We start from the raw sequence: 25,749 nt of genomic DNA on the forward strand, positions 1-25,749 counted from the left end.
TGGTGTTATCAAGGGTGTATGGAGGTATTTTCCGGGCGCCCTCGCAGCCCGGAACGTCATCCGCCGGTGGGTCGCCCGCGTGCACGTCGCGCTTCCCTGCTGGACGTACGCAGTGCGGCCGGTCAGGTGTTCCTTCTCCAGGTCGTCATCGTGGTCCTGCTGGTCGTGGCCGCGGTGGTGGGCATGATGCTCCAGGGGGCCCGTGACGCGCTGCAGCAAGGGCGACGGGCGTCGGTCATCGCGGCCCAGTCCTTCGCGAGCGCCCCTGGCACGGCCGAGGCTCTGCAGGGCCGGGACCCCTCGGCGGTGCTCCAGCCACGGGCCGAGGCGGCGCGCAAGCGCGCGGGCCTGGATTTCGTCGTCGTCCTGAGCACGAAGGGGATCCGTTACACGTACCCCTACCCGGGGGAGATCGGGAAGAAGTTCGTCGGCACCTTCGAACCGGCACTGAAAGGCCGTACCGTCATCGAGCAGGCCGGCGGACCTCCCCTGCCCGCGGGCAGGGGGACGGACGTGCAGGCCGTCGTCCCGGTGACCGACTCGCGCGGCAAGGTGGTCGGCCTGGTCTCCGCCGGGCTCACGGTCAAGAACGTGGCGGCACTGTGGCTGCCTCAGCTGCCGATCATCCTGGGCAGCGGCGGGGCCGCCCTGGTGCTGGCCATGACGGGAACGACACTGGTGTCCCGGCGGCTGCGGCAGCACACGCACGGCATGTCCCCGGTGGAGCTGGCGCAGCTGTACGAGCACCACGACGCGGTCCTGCACGCGGTGCGGGAAGGGGTGCTGATCACCGGTGCCGACGGACGACTGCTGCTCGCGAACGACGAGGCGGCGCGGCTGCTCGGGCTGCCGGAGGACGCGCAGGGGCGCCCGGTTCGGGAGCTGGGCCTGCCGGAGCCGGTCATGGGCCTGCTTGCGTCGCCGGAGGCGATCACCGATGAGGTGTACCGCGCGGGGAACCGGTTGCTGGCGGTGAACAAGCGGCCGACGTACCCGCAGGCCGGCCGGGGAGGCAGCGTGGTGACCCTGCGGGACACCACGGAACTGGCGGCGGTCTCGGGACGGGCCGAGGTCGCACGGGAGCGGCTGGAGCTGCTGTACGAGGCCGGGGTGGGAATCGGTACGACGCTGGACGTGGGGCAGACGGCCCAGGAGCTGGCCGAGGTGGCGGCACCGCAGTTCGCCGACCTCGTGACGGTGGACCTGCTCGACGCGGTGCTGCGCGGGTGGGAGCCGACGGCGGAGGGCTGGCGGCATCTGCGCCGGGCGGCGATCGCCGGCGCCCAGCGGATGATGCCGGTGTATCCGCTGGGCGAGTTGATCACGTTCTCTGTCCGGAGCCCGCAGATGCGGACGCTGCAGGAGGGGCGGGGCGTGCTGGAGACGGACCTGCGGCATGCCCGGGGCTGGCGGGAGCAGGATCCGGAGCGCGCCCGGAAGGCCCTGGAGGGCGGGCTGCGGTCGCTGGTGACCGTGCCGCTGCGGGCACGGAACGTGGCGCTGGGCGTGGTGAACTTCTACCGGACGGCGGACTCCCCGCCGTTCGTACCGGAGGATCTCGCCTTCGCGGAGGAACTCGCCGCACGGGCGGCGGTGACCATCGACAACGCTCGCAGGTTCGCCCGGGAGCACGCGATGGCGGTGACGCTGCAGCGCAGTCTGCTGCCGCGGGGGCAGCCGGAGCAGGACGCGCTGGAAGTGGCCTGGCGGTACCTGCCCGCGGAGGCGGGGGTGGGCGGGGACTGGTTCGACGTCATCCCGCTGCCGGGGGCTCGCGTGGCCCTGGTGATGGGCGACGTGGTCGGGCGGGGCCTGCACGCGGCGGCGACGATGGGCCGGCTGCGTACCGCTGTGCACAACTTCGCCGTCCTGGACCTGCCCGTGGACGAGGTGCTCGGGAACCTGGACGACCTGGTCGTCCGTATGGACAACGAGGAGCGCACGGGTGATGCCCCCGAGGACCACGAGGGCGAGGGCGTGACCGGAGCGACCTGCCTCTACGCGGTCTACGACCCGGTGGCGGCGGCCTGCACCATGGCCCGGGCGGGGCACCCGGAACCGGTGGTGGTGCACCCGGACGGGACGGTCGCCTGTGCCGGGGTGCCCGCCTCGGCGCCCCTCGGTCTGGGCGGCTACCCGTTCGAGACGACCGAGCTGCCCCTCCCGGAGGGTTCGCAACTGGTGCTGTACACCGACGGCCTGGTGGAGGACCGCACCCAGGACATCGACGTCGGGTTGGGGAGGCTCCGCCGTGCCTTGGCCGGGTCCGGCAGCCGCACCCCGGACGAGACGTGTCAGGCGGTGATCGACGCGCTGAAGCCGTCACACTCCTCCGACGACATCGCGCTGCTGACGGCACGCACCCGAGCGTTCCCGCGCTCGCGCGTGGCCGAGTGGGACGTACCGCCGGACCCCGCGCTGGTTCCCTCGGTGCGGGCGCGGTGCAGGCAGACGTTGCGGGAGTGGGGGCTGGAGGAGTCCGGGTTCGCCACGGAACTGATCGTCAGCGAACTGGTCACGAACGCGATCCGGTACGGCTCGCCGCCGGTGACTGTGCGGCTGTTGCACGGACGCTGTCTGATCTGCGAGGTGTCGGACGGCAGCGGCACCTCGCCGCGGCTGCGGCGGGCGGCGACCACGGACGAGGGCGGGCGGGGGCTGTTCCTGGTGGCACAGTTCGCCCAGCGGTGGGGAACGCGGTACACCGCCCGCGGCAAGGTCATCTGGGCGGAACAGGTCCTCCACGACGGCACTGCGGCCGCCTCGCCCCTCGCACCGGTCGACTTCCTGCTCGACCAGTTCGACCTCGACCAGTTGGAGGGTCCGGCCGTGTGAGCCGAAACACCCGCCCGATCCGGTCTTCGAGTTTCGTAACGCGCGCCGGATTCACCGGTCATCCGATCGATGCCACGGACCGTCCGCAGCGCCATTCTGACGGTATGACTGACACCCCCCATTCCCAAGAGCGCCGGCACGACCCGGAGCCGGCCGACGGCCCGGTCGGCGCGAGCCGCAGGACCGTCATGGCCGCCCTGGGCGGTGCGGCGCTCGGAGCGGCCGCCCTCGGGCTCACGTCCGCGCAGGCGACCGCGGCGCCGGAACGGAACCACGCCGCCAAGGCCCCGGCCCGGGAGGCCGCCGACTGCGTTCTCACCCCCGAGCAGACCGAGGGACCTTACTACCTGGACCTGGAGACGGTCCGCAAGAACATCACCGAGGGCAAGGCCGGCGTACCCCTCACCCTGCGCGTCAAGGTGATCGACACCGCCACCTGCGCCGCGCTGCCCGGCACGGCGGTCGACATCTGGCACTGCGACGCCCTCGGCGTGTACTCCGGATACGTGGCCGGCGGTTCCACGCCGGACACGACGTTCCTGCGCGGCGTGCAGCTGACCGACTCCACCGGGGTCGCCGAATTCACCACCATCTACCCCGGCTGGTACGTCGGCCGGGCCCTCCACATCCACGTCAAGACGCACGTCGGCGGCACGGTCGCCAACGGCCGGTACCAGGGCGGCCACGTCTCCCACACCGGCCAGCTCTACTTCCCGGAAACGTACAACAGCAGGGTCGCCGCGCTGACGCCCTACCGGAACAACACGGCCACGCGCACGCTCAACGCCAGGGACGGCATCTACCGCAACGGCGGATCCTCCACCCTGCTGACCCTCACGCAGACCGGCAGCGACCTCGGCAAGGGAGTGACCGGCACCGTCGTACTCGGCATCGACCCCGACGCCGTGCCCTGACGCCGCCGCCCGATCGGTAGCCGGCGCGCCGCAACGATGCCGGCTACCACCGCCGCGCGGCCCGGACGGTCGTCATACCCGCCGCGCGGCGTCGCGTGCCGGCGTGCGGAGTGCGGCGTTGCTGCGTGCGGAGTGGGGCGTTGCTGCGTGCGGCGTTGCTGCGTTGCGGCGTGCGGAGAACCGGAATGGGCGCATGGAAATCGGGGATGACCGGAGCATGACATGCGAGTCGTGCGGTGCGCCTCTGACCGGTCGGCCCGGCCGCGGTCGGCCGGCTCGCTACTGCTCCGGCGCATGCCGGCAAAGGGCGTTCAGGCAACGCTCGGCCCGCCGGGACTCCGCCCGTGGGCAGACGGCCACCTCACCGCCCGCGCAGAGCGCCGCCTCCCCGTCCGGCGGGCTGCCCCGGGCCCTCGACTCGTTCGTGGGCCGACGCGCGGAGCTGTCGCGGCTGCGCACCCTGCTGAGGACGTCACGGCTGCTCACCCTGACCGGCGCCGGCGGCGTCGGCAAGACGCGGTTGGCGCTGGAGTTCGCCAGGGGTCTGCCCGGCCGCCACCGCCGGGTCGACCTGGTGGAACTCGACGCGCTGCACGACGGCGCCGCGCTCGCGCGGTCCGTCGCCGCCGCGCTGGCCGTCGCGGAACAGGCGGGTCGCTCCGCCGTCGACGTCCTGGTCGACGCGATCGGCGACGCCCGTCGGCTGCTGATCCTGGACAACTGCGAACACCTGGCCGAACCGTGCGCCCGGCTGATCGCCACCCTGCTCAGGCACTGCCCTCGGCTGCGGATCCTGGCCACCAGCCGCGAGGCCCTGCGGGTGCCCGGAGAGACCGTGCTCCGCGTCGGCGAGCTGTCGTTGCCGCCGGCCGGCGCCGGGGACGACCCGGTGGCCCTTCTGCGGGCGGACGCCGTCCGGCTGTTCGTCGAACGTGCTTCGAGCTGCTCACCCGGATTCACCCTCCATCGCGGAAACAGCCGGACGGTCGCCGAGATCTGCCGCAGGCTGGACGGCCTCACGCTGGCCGTAGAGCTGGCGGCCCGCCGCGCCGGGACCCTTCCACTGACCGACATCCTGGCGGGGCTGGACGACCAGATGTCCCAGCTGTCCCTCCTCACCGGCGGGCACAGGACCGGGCCCGGACGCCACAGCGAGCTGGCCTCCGCCATCGACTGGAGCCACCGGCTGCTCGAACCGGCCGAGCAGGCCGTCTTCCGGCGTCTCGCGGTCCTCGTCGGCGGGTTCGACACGGCCGCGGCGCGCGCGGTGTGCGCCGGTGACGGGATCGCGCCGGAACGGATCCTCGGCATCCTGTGCGCCCTTGAGGCCAAGTCCCTGATCGTCCGTCTCCCGGGGGACGCGGAGACGACACGGTTCAGACAGCTGAGCACCCTTCGCGCCTACGCCCTGGAGCGCCTGCTCGCATCCGGCGAACTGCACCTCACCCGGCGCCGGGTCCTCGGGTGGCTGACCGGGCTGGCGGACCGGGCCGGTGACGAGGTGTTCCCCGACCAGGTCGGCAGCCCGCTGGCCGTGGAACGCGACAACCTCGCCGCGGCGCTGGCCGGCACCAGCGCCCGCGACGACGCCTCGCACCCACGGCTGGTGCTGGAACTGGCGCGCGTGCACTACGAGCAGGAGCAGCCGTCAGCCGCGCACGCGCTGCTGACGGGCCTGCTGCGGGAAACGGACGGGCACGCGCTCGGCGGGGCGTTACCGGCACTCGCCGCGCGGGTGGCCTGCCAGCGGGCCGACCCGGTACAGGCGGTGCGCCTCGGCGAGCGGGCGGTGGCCATGGAACGCACGCGCCGTCACCCCGCCGGACTCGCCAACGCCTTGGACGCGCGGGCCGCGGCGCGGCTGTGCCAGGGGGAATGCGCCGCGGCCGTCGAGGACCTGCGCGAGTGCCTGGATGTCGTCGCCGCGCTGGGCAAACCCGAGGACACCGCCTGGTGCACCCACCACCTGGCGTGGGCGCTGCTCCAGGCGGGCGGGGAACGGGAAGCCGACATCCTCATGTCCCGTTGCCTGCCCGTGCTCAGGGAGCGCGCCCCCTGGAGCCGTCTCGCGGCCGCTCTGCACACGGCGGGCGCCGTACGGTTGGCTCTCGGCCGTCTGGACAGTGCCGAAGCGCTGTTCGCCGAGGTGCTCCGGATCGTCCCCGAAGCGGGTTTTCACGCGCTCTACCCGGTGGAGGGCCTGGCTCTCGTGGCCGCCGAAAGCGGTGACATGCGGCGGGCCGTGCTGCTGTACGAGGCGAGCGCGCAGGCCCGCCGCCGGCTCGACACCGTGTCCGAGGCTCCCTGGCGCAGCCGGGTGGAGCAAGCGGTGGCCCGGGCCAGGACGGGGCTGCCGGCAGCCGCTCGGGAGGCGGCCGTCAGCGGTGGTCGCCGGCTGCGCGGGGACGGGCTCGTCGCGTACGCGCTACGGACACGGAGCGACGACCCCCGAACGACGAGGGACGATGTGGGGATCGGCGACGACCGGCGCACGCTGACCGGAAGGGAGTTCATGGTGGCCGAGCTGGTCGCCGACGGACTGACGAACCGGCAGATCGGGGAGCGGCTCGGTCTTTCGGCCCGTACGGTCGCCACGCACCTGGATAAGGTGCGCGACAAGCTGGGCATGCGGTCACGCATACAGATCGCCTTATGGGTGGCCGCACGGACCGAGGCCGGGCAGCGCACCTCCGGGTGACGCGGCCCCGTGCCCCGGAACTTGACGCCTTTCGGGTCTGCAGGGGTGCGCATCCGCGGTAGCCGACCGTGCGGATGCGCCCCCTGCCCCCGACGCGCTCGGTGCGGTCAGAACTCGTCCTGTGGGGAGTCCTGCCCGGCGAGGTCGATGTCGTCGAACTCGGCGTCACTCATCGCCGGGCCGGCGAAGAAGCCCCCCATGAGGTCCTTCATGTTCAGCTCGGTGGCACCGGCCGGAGCGGTGGGCCTGGTGCCCTCGCGCATCCGCAGTGTCAGCCCCAGTTTCCTGACCTTGGCCTTCCCGGCGAGGGCGGCGAGGTCCACATCCACCTCGGACAGCTCACCGTTCTTGAGCGTGAAGTCCGCCGTCACCTTTGCGTCGGGGGCGTCCTTCAGGTCCTTGTCCGTCGGCAGCCCCATGCCCGGCGGCAGGTCCTTCGCCAGCGGACGGATCTCCCGGAACAGCTCGGTGACCAGCGTACGGAAGGGTGCCGTGGCGGTGACGTGCTCGGTGCCGTCCCCGCCGCCAGCCGTCTTGAACCGCACCTCACGCGCGACGACCTCACGGAGGGACTGCACGAGCTTCTTCTGCGTCCTGGCGTCGAGGGACCGGTCGCGCGCGGAACCGCCCCGGGCACCCTCGCCCTCGGCAGCCGACTTCTCCATCTCCTTGAGGCTGAACCGGACCCACTTGCCCTCGAGTACGTCCTTGATCGCCCCGGCCTCGGGAGGCAGGTCTTCGGCGGCGGGTACGGGGCTGCCCGTCATCTTGCCCAGGGCGTCGCCGTCGGCACGGAGGTAGACGTAGTCGCCGATCACCCGGTACTCGGCAAGGTCACCGTCCGGGCTGCCGATCTTCATCGCCATGCCCACGAAGTCCTTCTCCCCGGACTCGTCGATCGGCTTCTTCGACTGCACGGTGAAAGTGATCGTCGCACCGCTCATCAGCTCGGCCGCCTCATCCGGTATCTCCTCGCCGGGCGCGGGGTCGGACTCGGCGTCCAGCGCCTTCAGGGACGCGACGTCGGTGTCCAGGTCGAGCTGGAAGGAGAGCGTCTTCTTCTCGCCCAGCTTCTCGAAGGCGCGGTCGAGCTTCTTGCCGGCGGAGAGCTGCTCCACCGTTCCGCAGGCGGCGGAGCCCGCGAGGACGGCGGTGACGACGGCGGTGGCGGTCACGGTCTTGCGTATGGCGTTGATGATGTCTCCTCGGGGATCCCGATCACGGTGTGATCGATCATGAGACTCACGACCCGCCCACGAGGTTGCCCTCTGGTCCCACAATGCCGGGACACGAATCGGCCGGCCGAAGCGAAGGCCCCCAAGTGACCGGGGGGCCTCCCGGCTGGCGGTGAGTCAGGCGGAGCCCGCGGAGCGGCTTCACGGGTTCTCGATGCAGCGGTGTGTGCCGTGTCACGCATTCCCAGCCTGCCTAAGTTGTCTGCATCACAGCGGAAATGTCCATTTAGCGTCCATGCTCGAAACGGATGCCGACGCCCGAAGTGGTACGTGCCGGAATCCTCTTGGGCACTACACCCCAAAGTGACCCATCACACAGCACCCAAGACATTTCCCCTGTTTCTCCCCTGAGAAGGTGCCGCCTTATGGCCGCTTACCTGTGTCCTCCTGCCGTGATACACGGCAAGCACGCCGTGAAGACCAGCCAGATCGTGGCGGAGGTGCGCGACAGCCACCCGCACGCCGCGTGGGCGCCGCGGATCGACAGCATCGCGGCCAGCACGGGCATCGAGACCCGCGGGTGGATGCTGCCGCTGGAGACCGCCGTCGCGCCCGGCAACGGCGGCGGCCTGCGGGTCGTCGGCCGCGAGCCGGCCCAAAAGGCGCTGGCCGGCGAGGGGTTCACCCCGCAGGACGTGGACCGCGTGATCGCCGCGCTGGAGACCATACCCACGCCGCAGACCGTCCAGGAGCGCACCGCGCCGGCCTGGGAGGCCGTACAGTCCTACGGTGAACACGCGGCGCGCGGGGCCCTGCAGATCGCCGGGCTGGACACCGCGGACGTCGACTGCCTGATCACCAGTCACTCCACCACCCCGGCGCTGCCGGGTCTGGACATAGCCCTCGCCAACAAGCTGCCGCTCCGCAGCGACGTGATGCTGCTGCCGGCCACGCAGTGGGCCTGTGTCGCGGGCACCCGCTCCCTCGCGCTGGCGGCGGACCTCGTGGCCGCGGACCCGGACCGAGTGGTCCTGGTCGTCATCGCGGAGGCGCTGAGCACCACCTACCAGCCCGCGGACGACACCCTCGAGTCCCTGATCGTCCGGTTGCTGTTCGCGGACACCGCCGTGGCCGCGGTGGTCACGGGCCGCCCGAGGCGCGAGTCGGTACTCCGGCTGGACGCCGCCTGGCACCACACCCTGCCCGGCACCCAGGACCTGCACCGCCTGGAGACGCGGGCGGACGGCACCCACTTCGTGATGGACCGGCGCGGACCGCGCGCCGTACAGCAGACGGTCACCGCGATGTGGGAGTGGCTGCGCACCCGTCACCAGGACTCCCCCGACGCCTGGCACCCCGACGTGCTGCTCGCGCACCCCGGGGGGACCCGGGTGCTGGAGTACATGGAGCAGACCATGCCCGACACGTGGCCGTCGGGCCTGCTGGACCACAGCCGGGACAGTTACACCAGCGGCAACCGCGGAGGCGCCGCCGTGTTCGACATCCTGCGGCGGGCGCACGACTCCGGGCGGCGGAAGCCGGGCGATCGCGCCGTTCTGTACGCCGCGGCGCCGGGCCTCAGCGCCACCGCCCTGGAAGGGGAGTGGCTGTAGCCGCGTTCCCGGCGCGTGGCCGGGTCACCTCGCGACCTCGGCCCAGACCACCTTGCCGTCGTCCGTCCACCGCACCCCCCACCGGTGGGTGAGCCGGTGCACGACGTGCAGGCCGCGACCGCTGTCGTCGAACACGCCGACCCGCCGCAGCCGCGGCCTGCCGTTGCCGGTGTCGCCCACCTCGCACAGCAGGCCGTGACCGGACCTGATCAGCCGCACGGTGATGGGGCCGGTGGCGAAGCTCACCGCGTTCGTGACCAGCTCGCTGACGAGCAGCAGCACGGCGTCCCGGGTGTCGTCCCCGGTGCGCCATCGCCGCAGCAGCGCGCGGACCCGCGTGCGGGCACGGGCGGGGGCGTCGTCGCGGGCGGGCAGCCGCCAGGTCGCGGTGTCCCCCTTGCGGTAGCCGATCATCCGGGCGAGCAGCAGGGTCACGTCGTCGCGCTGGCGCGCGGGTGACAGCGCGGCGGTGACGTGCCGTGCGGCCTGCTGCAGGGTGTCCCAGGGATGCACCGTGGACACGGCGTCCGCCAGCCTGCCGATGCCCTCGTCGATCGACACGGCCGGATCCTCCACCAGGCCGTCGGTGTAGAGGGCCAGCAGGGAACCCGGGGGCGCGTCGAAGGTGTGCACGTCGAACGGTTCGCGCAGTGCGAACTCGGCGCCCAGTCCCGGGTGGGGGCGGACCTCCAGCGGGCCCGCGTGCCCGTCAGGGGAGACCAGGACCGGGGGCAGGTGGCCGGCGCTGGACAGTGTCACGTGGTGGCCGACCGGGTCGTAGAGGGCGATGCAGCAGGTCGAGCCGAGGGCGCTGTAGCCGGCCGTCAGCCCGGACTCCGCGTCGTCCAGCAGCGACACGGTCTCGTCCAGGTGCTCCAGTACCTCGTCGGGCGCGAGTCCCGCGGACAGCAGCGCGCGGGCCTCCATGCTCAGCTGGCCCATGGTTGCCGCGGCTCCCAGGCCGTGCCCGACGACGTCACCGACCACCAGCGCGGTACGGCCGTCCGGCAGCGGGAAGCTGTTCACCCAGTCGCCGCCGACGCCCGCGCTGTCGGGGGTGGCCGGCTGGTAGACGCTGGCGATCTCGATGGTGTCGCCGCCGGTCCGGGGCAGGAGCCGGCGCTGCAGGGCCAGTACCTGGGTGTGCTCGCGCTGGTGCTGACGAGCCAGGTCGACGTGGTGGGCGGTCCTGGCCACCAGTTCCTGCAGGTCGAACAGCTCGCTGTCGCGGAAGGGGCAGTCCGCCCGCCGCCAGACCTCCGCCACGCCCAGGACGACGGGCGGGGTGCCGTTCAGGACCAGCGGTATGCACGCCACACCCGCCGACCGGTCGCCGGGCACCAGGGCGCGCGCCACCCGGGGACTGCCCAGAACCCGCTCGACCGCCTCCCGGTCGGGTATGACGATGGTCTGCGGGGCGTCGTCCCGCAGGACCGCCTGCGCCAGCAGGCGACTCGCGTCGCCGGGAAGGTCGTGGCCCGGGGTCACGTAGCCCTCGGGCCACGCCCGGTCCGGCACCAGGGCCGCCCGCCGCAGCCTGATGCGCCCCTTCTTCTGCCCGGTGACCCCCTCGCCCGTCCACACGGCGAAGTCGAGGTCGACGGCGGCCACGTCTCCCCAGGCCAGCAGGGACTCGGCCAGCGACTGCGCGGTCTCGCCGATGTCCAGCGAGGTGCCGATGGCGGTCTCGGCCGCGTAGAGGTGCAGCCTCCTGGCCATCGCGATCACGGAGACGGTCAGGCCCTCCTCGGGTTCCGCGGCGGGCAGGATGCTCATCGACACCACCAGCTCCGACCCGTCGCCGCGCCGCAGGCGCTGGATCCGGGCGACGTGCGCCTCACCGGTCTCCAGGACCTGCCGCAGTCGCCGGGTGACCGTCGGTACGTCCCCGGGCGGCAGGAGATCGACGAACGGCCGCCCGGTCCTGGCGCCCAGACCCGCGAATACGGGGGCGTCCACGTTGCAGCGGGTGATGATCAGGTCCCGGTCCAGGTTGAGTGCGCCGAGAATCTGCTCCTGCTGGCCGGCCGCGGGATCCCCGGATCCGCGCGGGCGCGTGCCGCGGTCGCCCTCCGCGTCGGCGGATCCGGCGTCCGCGGCCGCTCCGCCGCGCGGGATGTACCGTCCCAGGGCGCTGCTGACCAGGTCGAACGCCGAGGAGGACGAGGAGGAGGGGGTGGTGTCCATGCGGCTCTCTCAGCAATCCCCGGCGCAGCGCCGGGGCCGTACTCGGACCACACCTCATTGAATAACAGCGGGGGACGCTTCGCCCACATCAGCCGAATCCGGCGCACACGGAGGGTGAGAGGACGTGACGACCTGTAGGGCGGGCTCCGAGTCGCGGGCTTCCGGCGTGGTCCACCTCGCCGGGCCGGAGGCCGTCGGTGCGGCCGGTGCTCCCGACGCCCGCCGCGACAGCCGCCGCCACGCGGCCGGAGCCGACGGGGGTCACCGGGCGGCGCCGAGTGCGTCCGCCCGAGCCAGGGCCTGGGCGGCTTCGGTGGGGGCGTCGGCGCGGGTGAAGGCGTCGGCGGCACGGAGCCAGTGCGTGCAAGCCTCGGCAGGTCGTCGAGCGTCCTCGTGGGCGAGGGCCAGGCACTTCAAGGTCTCACCCCCGCCGTACCAGTCCTCCGATTCCCAGCAGACGTGCAGCGCCTGGCCGTAGGCGTCGACGGCCTCCGCCCAACGGCCGTCGTACTCCAGGGCGATGCCCAGGTTGTGCCAGGTCATGCCCACTGCCTGGCGGTCGGGTGTGCCCAGCAACAGGTCGAGGGCGTGGCGGTGCGCCGCGATCGCTTCGTCGAGGCGGCCCACCCCCTGCAGCGCACTGCCCAGGTTGTTCCACGCCAGGCCCTCGCCGTAGGAGTCGTCGGTGGCTCGGTAGAGTTCGCGGGCGCGGGTGTGGGCGTCCACCGCCTCCTCGTACCGCTCGGCGCTCCGAAGAGCGAGCCCGAGGGAGTCCCACGCGTTGGCCTCGTGTTCCGGGTCCTCGATGGTCTGGAACAAGTCACGGGTGAGGCTGAGCACCTCGATCGCCTCCTCGGTGCGGCCCGCGGACCGCAGTGAGCTTCCGAACAGGCCCAGCGTCAGCAGCTGGTCCAGCACGTTTCCCGAACGGTCGGCGTCCTCTCGGGCGAGCCGGGCGACAGTGATCAGGTCGTCGAACTGCCAGCGGAAGGAGAGGTACTCGTCCAGGCACGTGGCGAGCCGCAGCGCCGTGCCCGCGAAGGGCTCCTCGCGTGCCCAGTGGGCCGCCGACACGAGCCCGGTCCGCTCCCTGTCGAACCATGCCAACGCCTGCGACCGGTCCGCGAAGCACTGCGCCTCCGGCCCGCCGGAACCGGACGTCAACCAGTTGTCGGCCTCGTCCGCCCACCGGAAGTAGTACTCCAGCACCCGTACGCGCGCGGACACCGCCTCCTCCCCGAGGTCCGCGCCCTCGGCCACCACGCTCACGCCGAACGCGCGCACCAGGTCGTGCAGCCGCCACCGGCCACGCCCACTCCCCCGCTCGACCAGGTGCGCCCGCGCCAGCGCCTTCAGGTCCCGCACCGGTGGCGCCTCCGCGCCCACCAGCGCGGCGACGACCTCGTCACTCGCCTCCGGCCCCGGCGCAAGGGCGAGCAGCCGCAGCAACCGCGCCTGCTCGGCCGGCAGCCGGCGGTACGACATCGCGAACGCGGCGCGCACGCTGCGCTCGCCGTCGTCGAGGTGGTCGAGACGGTCGTGGGACTCCGCGAGTTCGGCGACGAGTTCGGTCACCGGCATGCCGGGGTCTTCCGCCAGCAGCGCCGCCGCGATCTGGAGGGCCAGCGGCAGATGGCCACAGAGGACTGCCAACCGCTCGGCGGCGGCGGGGTCGTCGGCGATCCGGGGGTCGTCCGGGTCGGCGATCCGCACCGCCAGGTCGAGGAGCCCGTACGCCTCCTGCGCCGACAGCTCGTCCAACGACACGAGCCGGGCCCCGAGTTGGGGCAGCCGGTCGCGCGAGGTGACCAGGACGTGATGCCGGGCATCACCCGGCATCAGGGGCCGTACCTGATCCGGTGACGAGGCGTTGTCCGCGAGGATCAGCACCGGCCCGCGCTCCCGCGCCCGCTCGGCCAGCACCGACCGGTACAGCACCGCCCGCTCGTCCGCCGTGGCCGGAACGTCCTCCGGCCGCACGCCGAGGGCCCGCAGCAGGGCCTGAAGGGCGCGGTCGGCGGTGACCGGCTCGGGGTCGTACCCGTGCAGGTCGATGAAGAGGACCCCGCCCGGGAACCAGCCCCGCCCGCACGCCAGATGCGCGGTCTGCACGGCCAGCGCGGTCTTGCCGATGCCGCCGAGGCCGGAGACGGCGGCCACCAGTACCGCGGACGGGCCGGCGGCCGCCGGATCCAGCGCCGCCAGCAGGGCCTTGGTCTCCTCCGTGCGCCCGGTGAATCCGCCCGGCCGCGGCGGCAGCCCGGCCAGCGCCTCGGGCGCGGCGGCGCCCTGCCGGATCACGACCTGTACGCCGACGACCTCCCGCAGGAAGACCCCGCCCCGGAAGTCGGTGTGATCGCCGCGGTACCAGGCCGCCGTGCTGCCCGGCGCGTACCGTTCCATGGCCCGCGCGACGGCACCGGCGGCCTCAGGATCGGCGGCCAGCAGCTCGGCCAGCCGGTCCCCCCACCGCCGTACGGCATCCGGCCGCGCCGGATCCCCCGCCGCCTCCGCCAGCTCCGCGGCGGACGCCCCGGTGTCCCGCCCCAGAGCCCGGGCCAGCTCCTCGACGGCCCGGCGCCCGGCCTCCCCGCCCGCGCCGTCGGCCAGGGCCGCAAGCAACGCCGCTCTCATGTCCCCCCACCGTGCACCTCGCGTGCGTCAACGGTACGGCCTCGGGGGGCTGTCGGCGCCGGTCCCGTGCGCGGCACCACCCGCACCGCGCGAGCGCGGGCATGCTCCCGTTCATCCGGTGGACACAGGCCTCGGAGGCGGCGGTGTCCCCGTCCGGATCCCGGTATCCGTCCCCGCGGCCGCATCCGGCCGGTCGTCCTCGCGTCCAGGGGGTGGCGGTGGAGCGCGGGAGGGCGGCTGCCGGCGTGCGGTCACCGGGGGTGTGGCCGCCGCACACGACCGCGCCGGCCCCGTACGACGGCGCCTCAGAGGGTGAGCAGCCGGACGAGCAGGACCGTCACCGTGCCTGCCGCCAGCACCGCCCCCAGCACCGTGAACAGCAGGTCGACCACCCTCATGTCCCAGCCCTCGATCGCAAACCGGTGCGGGGCGCGCGGGTCGTATCGGACCGTGACGCGCGCCCCGACCGCCAAGGTGTTTCCCACGGCCCCGCGGCCGAACCTGGACGAGTGCTCCTGCGCGGTTCCGTCGTGGGCCGTCCAGGCCGCGACCGGATGGTAGAACGTGCCCCCCTCGTCGTCCCGCCTGACCTCGTGCCGGACGATCCGGGCCTCGGCATCGACGCCTGTGCTGCGGAGGATCGCCGCACGGCGGAGGCCGTACACACCGAACGCGAGGGAGACCACGCCGATGGTCAGGGGGATGAGGGAGAAGAGCCAGGCACGTTCCATGTGTCATGCGACGCGCACGCCGGGATGTCGGTTGCACTCCGGCGGCGGTGGCGGTCCCGTCGAGCCGGCGTGGTCACATTCCCGAGCCCGACCGGCGGGCGCGCAGCTTGCCGAGGAGTCGCTGGGCCTGGGCCCGGCGGCGGGGATCGGCCGCGGTGCGGCGTACTTGTTCGATCGTGCGCCGACCCTGCGGACTGCGCGCGAACTGCTTGAGTCGTTCGACAACTCCTGACATGACACTCCTTTCACCAGGGGTGCCCTGCTCGTGCCGGGCCCCGGGAGGTTCGTCTACCCGGTGACGGACGGTCCAGCCGCTTTCGGCCGAGGACGGGCCGTCGCGCCGCCACACCGCTTGCAGGCCTCCGGCAGCCCCGGCCGGCGCCGGGGCGCGCTGCCTGGGGAAACGGGGCGGGCGGGCCGGGCGGCGCTGAAATGGTTGAAGCCTCACCCGGGCCGCGGACACGGCCCGTGCCGCCTCGCCGCAGGGCGCAACCGCCCGCACCGTGCAACCACCACCGTGTCCGAAGCGGACACAGGCGTGTTGCGTCCGATCACGCCCTCTGATTCCTTCGATACCTGAACGAATGAGGGGCCGTCAAGACCGGCTCTTCCGTTTTCGTGTACGTCTTCTGTCGGCAAGTCAGGGAGTTGAATCGTGCAGAGTTGGACGAAGTGGTTCGTACGGACAACGGGGTTCGCCATGTCTTCGATCCTTTCCGTCGCCCTTGCGGAGCCGGCCTTCGCGGGGTCCGAGGATCCTGAGCCGGCACCCGCCTGCGTCACCATGCACGAGAGCTGGCGGTACACCGACGCCGCCAACGACTGCGCCTCCACGGTGGGGGTGAGGGTCGTCTACCGGGACGGTGCCACCGGCCTGTGCTACAGCCTGCCGCCGGGTGTCACCCGCACGGTCGGCGAGGGGTACCTCGGTCAGCACGGTCACCCCGACCACCTCGCCGCCTGCGAGGTCTCCTGAAAGTCCCGGGCAACGGGCGGCAGGGGCCGATTACGCTGGCGCGTGACTCACTGGCAGCACACGGGGAGGTCCGATGACCGCTGTCTCGCAGAGCCTCCAGGCACCAGTCGCCACCGAGCGGTTGGTCCTGCGGCTCTTCACTCCTGACGACGTCGAGGACCGGTATGCGTACCAGTCCCTTCCGGAGGTGGCGCGTTTCCTGTACCGGCCGCCGCTCACGCGCGAGGACTGCGCCGAGTCCATCGCCGCGCGGGCGGGCGGGACGCCGTGGCAGGCGGACGGCGACGTGCTGCTGCTGGCGGTGTGCCGGGCGGAGGAACCACGCGTCGTCATCGGCGAGGTGGTCCTCACCCTCACGAGTGCCCGCGCCCGGCAGGCGGAGATCGGCTGGGTCTTCGACCCGCGTCACGCCGGACGCGGTTACGCCACCGAAGCGGCGCGCGCCCTCGTCGGGGTGGCCTTCGGTCAGTTGGGCGTCCACCGGGTCTTCGCCCGGCTCGATGTCCTCAACACCGCCTCGGTCCGCGTGTGCGAGCGCCTCGGCATGCGGCGTGAAGCGCATCTGGTCGACAACGACCTCGACGGTGATCGCTGGGGCAGCGAGTACGGCTACGCGATCCTCGCACGCGAGTGGAAGAGCTGAACCCGGGCGGCCGGCCGCCCGGCCGCCACAGGTTCAGCCGATGGTGACGACGCGTGCCCAGGGGGGTGGGGCGTCGGGGACGTAGTCGGGATCGTCCTCGTCCACGGCGTGCGCGGGGCGGGGGAAGAGTCCGACGACGGTGCGGCAGGGCGGCTGCGCCGAGGGCCACGGCGTCTGGCCGTCGGTGAGGGCGACGATCACGTCCGGGCGGGGCCGGGAGCGGAGCGCGCGGGCGAAGCCGGAGCGCAGATCTGTTCCCCCACCGCCGAGCAGTTCGATGTTCTCGGCCCGGCAGAGGGGGACGGCGACCCCGGCCGCCGCGTCGCAGGAGATCACCGAGACCAGGTCGCGCCGCCCGCCCACCGCCCGCGAGATCGCCGCCACCTCCAGCAGCGCGCTGCCCAGTTCGGCGTCGCTCACCGACCCGGAGGTGTCGATCACGACGCAGACGCGGGGCGGCGTACGGCGCAGGCTCGGCAGCAGGACTCCGGGGATGCCGGCCGAGCGCCGGGAGGGGCGCCGGTAGCTGTGGTTCTCGCCCACTCCCGGCGCGGCCGCCGCCGCACGGACGGCCGCCCCCAGCAACTGCCGCCACGGCTGCGGTGGATGGAAGGCCTCGTCCGCCCATCGGCGCCAACCCTCCGGTGCGTCGCCCGGCCGTCCTTTGATGCCCTCGGCGACCCGGAAGCGGACCGCGTCCCGCTGCTGCCTGCTCAGCCCGTGGGCGCCCTCGGGACCCAGCTCCCAGGGCCGGGCCTGCCCGTCGGCGCCGCTGCCGCAGTCCAGCCAGGCCAGGTCGGCGGCCAGCCCGGTCATCGAAGCCCTCCGCAGGTACTCCTCCATCAACAGGCCGTCGGGCAACCGCAGCAGCGACGGCAGCACCGCTCCGGCGGGCCGGGGCAGGCCGTCACCGTAGATGTCGTCGTTGATCTCGAAGTCGGCGGCGATGTTGCGTCGCAGCCTCTCCCGGCCCTCGGCCGCCGGGCTCCCCGCCCCGGTCCGTTGGCCCGGCCCGTGCTCCTCGTGCTCCCGTGCGTACCGCTCGCCGCGTGCGTGGTGGTCCCGGAGCAGGTGGGAGACCTCGTGCACCCAGACGCCCGCCAGCTCTTCCACGGGGGTGCGCGCCACGAAACCGGGCGAGACGTAGCAGCGCCAGTGTGCGTCCACCGCCATCGTCGGCACCGAGCGGTCCTCCACGACGTGCAGCGCGAAGAGGGCGGCGGCCAGGTAGGGCCGTACCTTCACCGCGTGCAGCCGGGCGGCCAGCAACTTCTCCATGTCCAGGGGCAGTCCGGGCCGGTCGTACGGGTCACCGGTGCCGGCCGGCGGCCCGGGTACGGCAGCGCGCACCGGGCGTGGCGGCGCGGGCCGGGCCATCGGGCGCGGCAGCGGGACCGGGCGCCTCTCGGCCCCCGTCATCGGCGCGTCCCCGCCGCGCGCCCGGCACCTGCCGTGGCCCGGCCCACCGACCGGTCCGCGCGGCGGGCGAGTTCCACCACCCCGGCCAGCCGCTCCACCGTCTCCGGCACCTCCCAGTCGTCGCGCCGCAGCGCGGCGAGCGTGCTCGCCGGGGCGACCAGCAGGTCCGGGGCGCCGCTCTCCAGTGCCCGGGCCAGCACCTTCCAAGCCGCCTCCCACCGCTGCCGCTCCGGTCGTGCGCCCACGGCGGCCACCACCGCCTCCAGCGCGGCCTGCCGCAGATCGCCGCGCTCCGGCAGCTCGGCGGAGGGGGGATCGGCCAGCAGTGACTCGGGGTCCGGCAGGTCCATCCGGTCCAGGTGCGCGAGGAGTTCGAGCCCCGGCCCGTCCCCCACCGCACCCCGAACCAGCAGCGCGAGCACTTCCCGGGAGACGGCGGCCGCCGTGCCGAAGGCCAGCAGGGTCAGCGCGGCCTCCCAGCTGCGGGGCGACGGCCAGGCGCCGCCGCGCCGCGTCTCGGTGCTCGGCAGCCGGTGGATCAGGGTCGGCCGGGCCTGGAGGAAGCCGCAGACGGCGCGCCGGGCGTACGCCACCGCCTCCGGCAGCCGTTCCGGCTCCAGGCGGGGCAGTTCCGCCCGGGGCCAGACCCCGCCCAGTCCGCGCACCACCACGTCCCGGTCGTGCACCCAGTACAGATGCACGAACCGGTTCGCCAGCGGCGGGCTCAGCTCCCAGCCGTCCGCCGCCGAGGCACGCGGGTTGGCGGCGGCCACGATCCGCACGCCGGGCGGCAGTTGCAGCGCACCGACCTTCCGCTCCAGGACGACCCGGAGCAGCGCGGCCTGGACGGCCGGGGTGGCGGTGGAGAGTTCGTCCAGGAAGAGCAGGCCCCTTCCGGCCCGTACCAGTTCCACGGCCCACTGCGGCGGTGCCATCGGCACTCCTTGCACCGCCGGGTCGTCGCCGACGATGGGCAGCCCGGAGAAGTCGGACGGCTCGTGGACGCTGGCGATCACGGTCGTCAGCGGCAGGTCGAGGGAGGAGGCGAGCTGGGTCAGGGCCGCGGTCTTGCCGATGCCCGGTTCCCCCCAGAGCAGCACGGGCAGGTCCGCCGCGACGGCCAGGGTGAGCGCTTCGAGCTGCTCGTCGGGGCGGGGCTCGGTGGTGGTCGTCCGCAGCAGCTTCAACAGGTCGTCCGACAGGGCGAGTTGGCTGTCCGTCGCGGGGGCGTGCAGGAGGGTGCTGGAGGTCATGGGTATCACCTGGAGGGTTGAGGGAACGGGACGGCCCGCCCGGACGGCATGCGGGTGTGCGGCGCCGAACGGACCGGTGGCTCAGGGGACTTGGGAAGAGGCCGGCTGGTCAGCGCATCAGGCCGGTGCGCGGCCGGGCCCGGCTGATCAGCTTGCGGCGCAGGTCGTGAGGGACACGGCGATCGAGCCGGGGACGACGGCTCGCGTCCGCGTGTGCCACGCCCTGAGCGGCCTCGGCGGCGGGGTGAACGGTGACCAGCCCCGAGCGGTAGAGGCCGTGGTCGACACGGCGGGCCGCGGCCGACTCCAGTTCCTCGCGGAGCGGCCCGTCGGGCAGGGCGGCGCCGGGGCCGAGCAGCCCTTCCACCACGGCCAGCGCCCCGGCGGTGTCACCGTGGCGCAGCCGCTCCCGGACGGCGGGCAGTGCCTCCGGGTCGCGGTGGACCGCGTCGATCGCCCGCAGGCAGGGCAGCGCCGGCCCGCCGAGCGCCACCAGCAGCTCCTCGCGCCGCAGTTCGGACGGCGCGTGATCGACCGCTGTGAGCACCCCGTCCCGCAGCGCGATCCGGTGGACCTCGCCCCGGCACTCGACCCGGTGCGGATCGCCGGGCCCGGGGACGGGTACGGCCGCTGGTGCCGGGCCCGAATCCGCCAGTGCCGCGGCGACGAGCGGATGCAGCCGGTCGGCCGCGACGAGCCCGGCCCGCAGCAGCTCCAGATCCGGAAGGACCCGAGCCGCGGCCTCGGGGAGCACCGGAAGCGCCGCGACCTGCTGCGGTGGCAGCGCTTCCCGCAGTGGCCGGAACGTCGGGGCATGGCTGTCGTCGGGGGCGACGAGTTCGAGGACGGCGCGGCTGCGCGCGCCGAGCCGCACGGTGAAGGCCCCGCGAGGGCGCGCCTCGGCCCGGAACAGCAACTCCGCCTCGGCGGCCCACCGCGCCACCGCCCACGAAGCGCCGGAGCCGGCGGACCGGTCCGGAACCTCCGGCGGGCGGGTACCACCGGTCGGGTGGGGCCGGCCGGGCGGTGTCGTCGGCGGTGTCGCGTCCGCTCCGCATCGCCGCGCGAGGTCGCCGCTGCGCCCGGCGTCCCAGAGGTGCCGGTGCAGGTCGAGCCGGAAACGCCGGTCGGGATGCGGATGCGGATGGTGCCGCGGGGCGCCGGTTGCGAACCCCTCCCACAGCGCCATGGACATCCGCTGACCGGCGTCGGCCCACGTCGGCGGTGTGCGCACCACCAGTTGCACCGGGGTGGCGCCCGAGCTGCCGTAACGGGCCAGGGAGAGGGTGAGGCCGGGCCGGAGCCGCCCGTCGGGAGCGCCGCGGGGCATGTGCCAGCGGAGCAGATCGGGCGCCAGCCGGCGCAGGTCTGCGCGCAGGCGGGCGGCGACCTCGGTGCCGTGGCGGTTGCGGACGGCGCGCAGATCGAGATCGATGTCGACGCGGGCGGCGGCGCAGGCCCCCGACCAGTCACCGGACGCGCGCCGTGCCGCCGCGGTTTCGATCATGGACGGTGGCACGGCGTACTCGCGCACGCGCTGCCACATCAGCAGACGGGACGGGACGTCGTTCGCGAAGTGATGTGCCATCAGCACTCACCTTGCACGAACGATTCCCCCAATCCGTACGAGGAGAAGTTCTTCATCCCGCGCATCATAACCACACCTCCGCGGGAGTGTCCTCGCTCTTTTCCCTCACCCTCGCGGCAGGGGTCGTCCGCCGGCTCAGACCGGGCTGAGCGGATGTGCCGCCGTGGCGGACCGGGGCGGCCAGGCCTGCGCGGAGAGGATGCCGAGCACGTAGGCGCGGGCGACCAGGGCGGGGCGGTTGGCGGCGCCGAGGAGGTCGCGCAGGCGGCTCAGGTGGTAGTCGACCGTCTGCCGTGACAGGTGCAGCGTTCCCGCGATGTCGGCGTTGCTGTGCCCGGCGGCCAGCAGGGCGAGGATGCGCACCTGGGTGGCCGTCAGCGGCGGCTGCGCCTCGTGGCGCAACCCGACGTGTGTCATGACGGCCCACACCCCGGACACGCGTTCCGAGACACCCGGCACCGCGCTCAGCTGGACACACACGCGGCGCAGTCCGCTGTCCCCGTCGACGAGTACCGCGGCGGCACGGGCGCTTCTGCGCCGGCCGCCTATGAGGTCGTCCCAGATCCGGTGCAGGGCGCCGCGTTCCGGTGTCCTCGCGAGGAGGCTGTCGGCGGGCAGCCCGACGAGCTCGGAGAGGCGGATGCGCAGGAGCTCCGCCACGGCGGTGCCGGCCTCCCCGACCAGTCCGTCCACCGACAGGCGGACGCAGAGAAGGCCGCTGTGGTCGCGCAGGGTCCGCAAGTCCTCCTCGGCCCGGCGCCGTTGGTCCAGGGCCCGGGTGGAGTCGGTGACGTCGACGTAGATGCCGGCCGCACAGCGCTGTCCTGCCCAGCGGACGGGGAAGCGGTACCCCGCGGCCTGTCCGCAGGAGCCGTCGGGGCGCCGGTAGGCGAGGGTGTGCCGTACGGGCCTGCCGCCGGCGAGGACCTCCTGGTCCAGGGCGAGGAAACGGGTGACGTCGCCGGGTGCGTCGACGTCGGCGAGGTGGCGGCCGACGACGGCGTCGCGCGTGGTGCCGTACAGGTGGGCGTACGCGTGGTTGGCCCACAGGTAGTGGCCGGTGGCGTCGCGCACGAAGGCCGCGGCCGGGGCGAGCTCGGCGAACGCGGCGTACGGGTTCTCCTGCGGCCGGCCGCTCACCTCGACGGCCACTCCCCTGCTGCCGTGCCGGCCGCCACCGGCGTGGCGGACCGGCCAGTTGACGTCGAAGGTGCGGCCTTCGAAGCACGCCTGGTAGGGGCCCGCGTCCGGAGCCCCGGACGGGCCGTCGCGGTCGGCGCGGAGAGTGTCCAGGAAGCGGCGGGCGGTCCGCTCGTCGGCGAACGCGCCGCCTCCGCTGTCGACCACTCTCTGCCCGCCGTCGGCTTCCCACCAGGACACCGGAAGGGGCCCGAGCAGCGTCTTGAAATCGGCCTCGTCCACGGCCCAACTCCTTTAATCGTCCACCATGTTCACGGTGAGTGACATCTCATGCGTATCCCGTAGCGCACCGGCCATGCGTCGTCGCGGCATTGCGGCATTTGCCTGAACGGGCCGCCGATTTCGGTGCCGTTCACGTGAGGTGCGGCTGGTTCGCTGGAAGGAGAGGGCGGCGCGGCGGACTTCCGCACGGCAGCGCGTGCGCTTGCCGCCGCAACCGTTCCGGGCACGGCCCGTGCCCGGGACTTCGGGACGACCAAGGGAGTTGGGTTTCCGTGAGCAAGGTGCTGTACGTGCATGCCAAGGGCGGGCCGCCGGCGGGGCACGCCCTGCGGCGGGTGGCCGCGCGGTCCGCGGTGCACCTGCTGGCACTCAGCGAGCTGCCCGCCGGTGTGGCGGCGGAAGCCGCGCGGCTGTGCGACTCGGTCGTCGCCCACGCCACCGCGGAAGAAGGCGATCTCGTCGGGCTCATCACCGCCCGCGCCCGCGAGGTGGGCGCGGACGCGGTCGTCACCTTCTCGGAGTACGCGGTGGTGGCGGTCGCCGAGGCGTCCCGGCGGCTCGGGCTGCGCGGTGCCGGGTCCACCGCCGCGCTGGCCCGGGACAAGCGGCTGATGCGTGCGGCCTGGGAGCGCCAGGGCTTACCGCAGCCCAGGTTCCGCTCGGTCACCACCGCCGCGGAACTGGAGCGCGCGGCGGCCGAGTTGTCGTTCCCGCTGCTGTTGAAGGCCGCGTGGAGCGCCGGTTCCACCGCCCACCAGATCATCGGGACGCCCGGGGACCTGCGCGCCGCCTGGCAGCGGTCGCGCGCGGTGATGGCGGAGTCGGCGCTGCTCGGGTTCGCGGAGCTGCACGTGCCCGGGGCCGGTGAGGACTTCATCGTGGAGGAGATCGTCAGCGGGTGCGCCGCGGACTGGTTCGGCGGTTCCGGCTGGGGTGACTACGTCAGTGTCGAGGGCGTGGTGGCCGACGGCGTCTTCCACCCGGTCTGTGTGAGCGGGCGGATGCCCACCGTGGCGCCGTTCACCGAGCGCGCCGGCATCACCCCGGCGGCCCTCGGGAGCGCCGCGCAGGCCGGGATCGTGGAGCTGGCCCGGCGGGCCGTGGACGCCCTGGGTCTGGAGAACTGCGGTACGCACACGGAGATCAAGCTGGGCGCGCAGGGTCGCATGTGGCTGATCGAGACGGCCGCGCGGTTCGGCGGCGCGATGACGGTGCCGCAGATCGAGCAGGTCTTCGGGATCGACCTGGCCGGCATGTTCACCGATCAGCTGCTCGGCCGCTCTCCCGCCTGGCCCGCGCGAGCGCTGACACCGGACGACGCCGACGGCGCCGCCGGGTCCCTGGTGGTGCTCGCCGTGAACAAGGACGGCTCGCCGTGGGCCCGTCGCCATCTGTGGGACTCCGCGACGGTCGTCCGCTCGGCCCCGGTCAGCCCGGGCAGCACGCTGTCCGTCGTCGCCGAGAGCTCCCTGCCGGACGGCTCCCTCGTGCCGGTGTACGACCCGGCCGCCGGCGCCAACACCATGGCGGCGGTGTGTCTGCTGTCGGCCGGCCGGCCGCAGACCGTCGTGGACGACTTCACCGCCATGGTGGACGCCCTGCCACGGATCCTGCCCACGGACGTCACCGAGGCGGTGCGGGCATGACCGGCACACTGCACGAGGTTGGGGTGCCGGACGCCGCGGGCGACCGTACCGTCGTCGGCGCCAACCTGTCGCTGCCGCTGTTCCGCGCGCTGTCCGGGGTGCTGGCCGGACACCCGTACCTCAAGGTGGTCGTGGACCGTGTCCGGGACACCTGGCACCTGCTGGACACCCGGGTGCACCCCTTCCACGTCGACTACGTCGCGACCCGCGTCCTCGGTATGACGCTGGACGAACTCGACGCGAACCTGGACGCGTTCAACGCCTCGGTGTACATGGACCCCGAACGCCGTTTCCTGCTCGGGGTGTTGTCCCTGCACACCGAGGAGGAGGCCGGCGGCTCCGAGCGGCCGTTCCTCGTCCTGGAGACCACCGAGGCGGACACCATGCCCGGGCCGCTGCTGGAGGAGTTCTACCACTATGTGCGCGGACGGGTGGACGGTCGCCTGCCGCTGCTGCTGAAGCCGGCCAACCACGGCCAGGAACAGGAACTGGCCGCGATCGGCGAGGCACGGGTGCCGCGCATCCTCAGCCACGAGCTGTTCGGCAACCGGATGCGCACCTGCCTCAACCCGGGTGAGGCCGAGGGACGACTGCGCTACTTCCGCACCGCCGTCGAGTACGAGAGCGCCGCCGCGGACCTCGGCTGGCAGGACATCATCGCCATGCCCCGTCTGCCCGACGACGTGCCCCGCACCGCCGGGTTCATCAACACGGCTCCCACGACGCCGCTTTCACACACCAACGTGCTGGCCGCGGGCTGGGGCATTCCGAACGCGATCGTCCGCGATCTCGACGCCGTCGTACGGCGCGACGGTCTCGACGGCGCGTGGGTGCGCTACCGCGTGCACGAGGACGCCGTCACCCTGGAACGGCTGCCCGGCGCACCGGCTCTGGAACGGCCCGCCTGGCACCGGCAGCGCATCCGTATCGAGACACCGCTGCTGCAGGAGGCCCCGATCCTGGCGCTGCACCGGCTGCGGCGCACCGACCGGGACGGTTACGGCACCAAGGCGGCCAACCTCGGGGAGCTGCACCACGTCCTGGACAGCCGCACCGCGGACCTGACGAGGTTCTACGCGCGCCCGCGTCCGCCACGGCCCGATCTCCTCGGCCACCTGGCCGCCCGGCTGGGCGAGTCGGGGGCGTCGCCGGAGCGGCTGCGGGCCGCCGCGGCGGAGCGCGTGGCGGAGACGGTCCGCGCGCCCCGGGGAGTGGCCCTGCCGTTCCGGTTGCACCACCTGTTCCTCACCTCCTCCCCCGCGCTGCAACAGGGCATCGGCAGGCTGAAGATGGCGCTGGAACTCGACGCGCTGGACGTGGTCGACTCGCTGTCCCTGCACCTGCAGCGGCTGACGTGCAGCACGCCGATGCCCGGGGAGGTGGCGCGGGCGATCACCACCTCCGTGGCGGACCTCACGGCGGACGGGCGCCGTCTGGTGGTGCGCTCCTCGTCCAATGCCGAGGACCTGCCCGGCTTCTCCGCCGCCGGGATCTACGACTCGGTCACCACGGTGCACGGCACGGACCAGCTCATGGACGCGGTACGGCAGGTGTGGGCGTCGCTCCTGTCGCCGCGCAGCGTGCGCCTGCGGCACGAGGCCGGCATCCCCCTGGACGACACCTACATGGGAGTGATCGTCCAGGAGTACACGCCCGCCGACCTGGGGGGTGTCCTGGTGACCTGTGATCCGACCCGGCCCGAGGACTTCCGCAACGTGTACCTCAACTGCACCCCCGGCTCGCCCGAGCGGGTGGTCGACGGCACCGTCCTGCCGCAGCAGTACCTGTACAACACCGTCGAGGGCGGGGGCCGCACGGTCGACCTCGGTTCCTCGCGCGAGGACCTGCCCGCGGCGACACGGGCCTCGCTGGCCCATCTGGCCCTGGCAGGGCGCCTGTTGCAGTCCCACTTCAGCGAGACCGACTGCGACGAGGCCCTGGACATCGAGTGGCTGATGACCGCCGAGGGGACCTTCCACCTGGTCCAGGTCCGCCCCTACGCCCGGTGAGGCGCC

General features: G+C 73.4%; 17 protein-coding genes. 8 read left to right on the forward strand and 9 right to left on the reverse strand.

Features of this window, described 5'->3' with window-relative positions; all coding sequences use genetic code 11:
• Positions 1–18: 18 nt before the first annotated feature.
• The 3 genes from S1361_RS04540 (at position 19) to S1361_RS04550 (ending at position 6,447) form a co-directional block, all read left to right on the forward strand.
• Positions 19–2,835, forward strand: coding sequence for a SpoIIE family protein phosphatase (locus tag S1361_RS04540; protein WP_208030551.1), 2,817 nt, complete (start codon positions 19–21; stop codon positions 2,833–2,835).
• Between the two features lie 104 nt (positions 2,836–2,939).
• A complete protein-coding gene (locus S1361_RS04545) occupies positions 2,940–3,749 on the forward strand; it encodes an intradiol ring-cleavage dioxygenase (protein ID WP_208030552.1) in 810 nt (269 codons plus the stop codon).
• 424 nt (positions 3,750–4,173) lie between these two features.
• Positions 4,174–6,447, forward strand: a complete 2,274-nt coding sequence (locus tag S1361_RS04550; RefSeq protein ID WP_243769078.1) for an ATP-binding protein — start codon at positions 4,174–4,176, stop codon at positions 6,445–6,447.
• 107 nt (positions 6,448–6,554) lie between these two features.
• Here the strand turns inward: S1361_RS04550 and S1361_RS04555 are convergent, their stop codons facing one another.
• Positions 6,555–7,622 carry a hypothetical protein gene (locus tag S1361_RS04555; RefSeq protein ID WP_425086585.1) on the reverse strand — a complete coding sequence of 356 codons (1,068 nt, stop codon included), beginning with the start codon at positions 7,620–7,622 and terminating at the stop codon, positions 6,555–6,557.
• Between the two features lie 425 nt (positions 7,623–8,047).
• On the opposite strand from S1361_RS04555, the gene S1361_RS04560 reads away from it, so the two are divergent.
• Positions 8,048–9,235 (forward strand): beta-ketoacyl-[acyl-carrier-protein] synthase family protein, encoded by a 1,188-nt coding sequence (locus tag S1361_RS04560; RefSeq protein ID WP_208030554.1) that lies wholly within the window; start codon positions 8,048–8,050, stop codon positions 9,233–9,235.
• 24 nt (positions 9,236–9,259) lie between these two features.
• On the opposite strand, the gene S1361_RS04565 is transcribed toward S1361_RS04560, so the two are convergent.
• The 4 genes from S1361_RS04565 to S1361_RS04580 all read right to left on the reverse strand — a co-directional run bounded on the left by S1361_RS04565 (position 9,260) and on the right by S1361_RS04580 (position 15,022).
• Entirely contained in the window at positions 9,260–11,422 is a 2,163-nt protein-coding gene (locus S1361_RS04565) for an ATP-binding SpoIIE family protein phosphatase (RefSeq protein ID WP_208030555.1), read from the reverse strand.
• A 261-nt stretch (positions 11,423–11,683) separates the two neighbouring features.
• Entirely contained in the window at positions 11,684–14,056 is a 2,373-nt protein-coding gene (locus S1361_RS04570; protein ID WP_279577601.1) for a tetratricopeptide repeat protein, read from the reverse strand.
• A gap of 305 nt (positions 14,057–14,361) precedes the next feature.
• Complete coding sequence (locus S1361_RS04575) at positions 14,362–14,787, reverse strand: DUF3592 domain-containing protein (RefSeq protein ID WP_208030556.1); 426 nt, start codon at positions 14,785–14,787, stop codon at positions 14,362–14,364.
• Positions 14,788–14,860: 73 nt separating this feature from the next.
• On the reverse strand, positions 14,861–15,022 hold the full coding sequence (locus S1361_RS04580) for a hypothetical protein (RefSeq protein WP_208030557.1): 162 nt from the start codon (positions 15,020–15,022) through the stop codon (positions 14,861–14,863).
• 465 nt (positions 15,023–15,487) lie between these two features.
• Between S1361_RS04580 and S1361_RS04585 the strand changes: the two genes are divergently transcribed.
• Both S1361_RS04585 and S1361_RS04590 read left to right on the forward strand, forming a co-directional pair.
• Entirely contained in the window at positions 15,488–15,763 is a 276-nt protein-coding gene (locus tag S1361_RS04585; RefSeq protein ID WP_208030558.1) for an alpha-amylase, read from the forward strand.
• A 73-nt stretch (positions 15,764–15,836) separates the two neighbouring features.
• Entirely contained in the window at positions 15,837–16,406 is a 570-nt protein-coding gene (locus S1361_RS04590) for a GNAT family N-acetyltransferase (RefSeq protein ID WP_208030559.1), read from the forward strand.
• 33 nt (positions 16,407–16,439) lie between these two features.
• Here the strand turns inward: S1361_RS04590 and S1361_RS04595 are convergent, their stop codons facing one another.
• The 4 genes from S1361_RS04595 to S1361_RS04610 form a co-directional block, all read right to left on the reverse strand.
• Positions 16,440–17,684 carry a DUF2201 family putative metallopeptidase gene (locus S1361_RS04595; RefSeq protein WP_208036454.1) on the reverse strand — a complete coding sequence of 415 codons (1,245 nt, stop codon included), beginning with the start codon at positions 17,682–17,684 and terminating at the stop codon, positions 16,440–16,442.
• 137 nt (positions 17,685–17,821) lie between these two features.
• Positions 17,822–19,078, reverse strand: a complete 1,257-nt coding sequence (locus S1361_RS04600) for an AAA family ATPase (RefSeq protein WP_208030560.1) — start codon at positions 19,076–19,078, stop codon at positions 17,822–17,824.
• Positions 19,079–19,187: 109 nt separating this feature from the next.
• Entirely contained in the window at positions 19,188–20,666 is a 1,479-nt protein-coding gene (locus tag S1361_RS04605) for a hypothetical protein (protein ID WP_208030561.1), read from the reverse strand.
• A 135-nt stretch (positions 20,667–20,801) separates the two neighbouring features.
• Positions 20,802–22,088, reverse strand: a complete 1,287-nt coding sequence (locus S1361_RS04610) for a PAS domain-containing protein (protein ID WP_208030562.1) — start codon at positions 22,086–22,088, stop codon at positions 20,802–20,804.
• A 272-nt stretch (positions 22,089–22,360) separates the two neighbouring features.
• Here S1361_RS04610 and S1361_RS04615 point away from each other — a divergent pair, with 272 nt between their 5' ends.
• Both S1361_RS04615 and S1361_RS04620 read left to right on the forward strand, forming a co-directional pair.
• The gene (locus S1361_RS04615) at positions 22,361–23,734 is read left to right on the forward strand and encodes an ATP-grasp domain-containing protein (protein ID WP_208030563.1); all 1,374 of its coding nucleotides are present in this window, start codon (positions 22,361–22,363) and stop codon (positions 23,732–23,734) included.
• Positions 23,731–25,743 (forward strand): PEP/pyruvate-binding domain-containing protein, encoded by a 2,013-nt coding sequence (locus tag S1361_RS04620; RefSeq protein WP_208030564.1) that lies wholly within the window; start codon positions 23,731–23,733, stop codon positions 25,741–25,743. Before S1361_RS04615 ends, S1361_RS04620 begins: the two co-directional genes overlap by 4 nt.
• The last annotated feature ends 6 nt before the right edge of the window (positions 25,744–25,749 follow it).

The sequence above is a fragment of the Streptomyces cyanogenus genome (assembly GCF_017526105.1).
GTDB classification, from domain to species: Bacteria; Actinomycetota; Actinomycetes; order Streptomycetales; family Streptomycetaceae; genus Streptomyces; species Streptomyces cyanogenus.

Bases quoted from the DNA above. Each gene is read 5' to 3' on its own strand.
- S1361_RS04600 (WP_208030560.1), bottom strand. From the start codon at position 19,078: ATGACCTCCAGCACCCTCCTGCACGCCCCCGCGACGGACAGCCAACTC.
- S1361_RS04565 (WP_208030555.1), bottom strand. From the start codon at position 11,422: ATGGACACCACCCCCTCCTCCTCGTCCTCCTCGGCGTTCGACCTGGTC.
- S1361_RS04540 (WP_208030551.1), top strand. From the start codon at position 19: ATGGAGGTATTTTCCGGGCGCCCTCGCAGCCCGGAACGTCATCCGCCG.
- S1361_RS04595 (WP_208036454.1), bottom strand. From the start codon at position 17,684: ATGGAGAAGTTGCTGGCCGCCCGGCTGCACGCGGTGAAGGTACGGCCC.
- S1361_RS04570 (WP_279577601.1), bottom strand. From the start codon at position 14,056: ATGAGAGCGGCGTTGCTTGCGGCCCTGGCCGACGGCGCGGGCGGGGAG.
- S1361_RS04620 (WP_208030564.1), top strand. From the start codon at position 23,731: ATGACCGGCACACTGCACGAGGTTGGGGTGCCGGACGCCGCGGGCGAC.
- S1361_RS04605 (WP_208030561.1), bottom strand. From the start codon at position 20,666: ATGGCACATCACTTCGCGAACGACGTCCCGTCCCGTCTGCTGATGTGG.
- S1361_RS04560 (WP_208030554.1), top strand. From the start codon at position 8,048: ATGGCCGCTTACCTGTGTCCTCCTGCCGTGATACACGGCAAGCACGCC.
- S1361_RS04590 (WP_208030559.1), top strand. From the start codon at position 15,837: ATGACCGCTGTCTCGCAGAGCCTCCAGGCACCAGTCGCCACCGAGCGG.
- S1361_RS04585 (WP_208030558.1), top strand. From the start codon at position 15,488: ATGTCTTCGATCCTTTCCGTCGCCCTTGCGGAGCCGGCCTTCGCGGGG.
- S1361_RS04575 (WP_208030556.1), bottom strand. From the start codon at position 14,787: ATGGAACGTGCCTGGCTCTTCTCCCTCATCCCCCTGACCATCGGCGTG.
- S1361_RS04580 (WP_208030557.1), bottom strand. From the start codon at position 15,022: ATGTCAGGAGTTGTCGAACGACTCAAGCAGTTCGCGCGCAGTCCGCAG.
- S1361_RS04545 (WP_208030552.1), top strand. From the start codon at position 2,940: ATGACTGACACCCCCCATTCCCAAGAGCGCCGGCACGACCCGGAGCCG.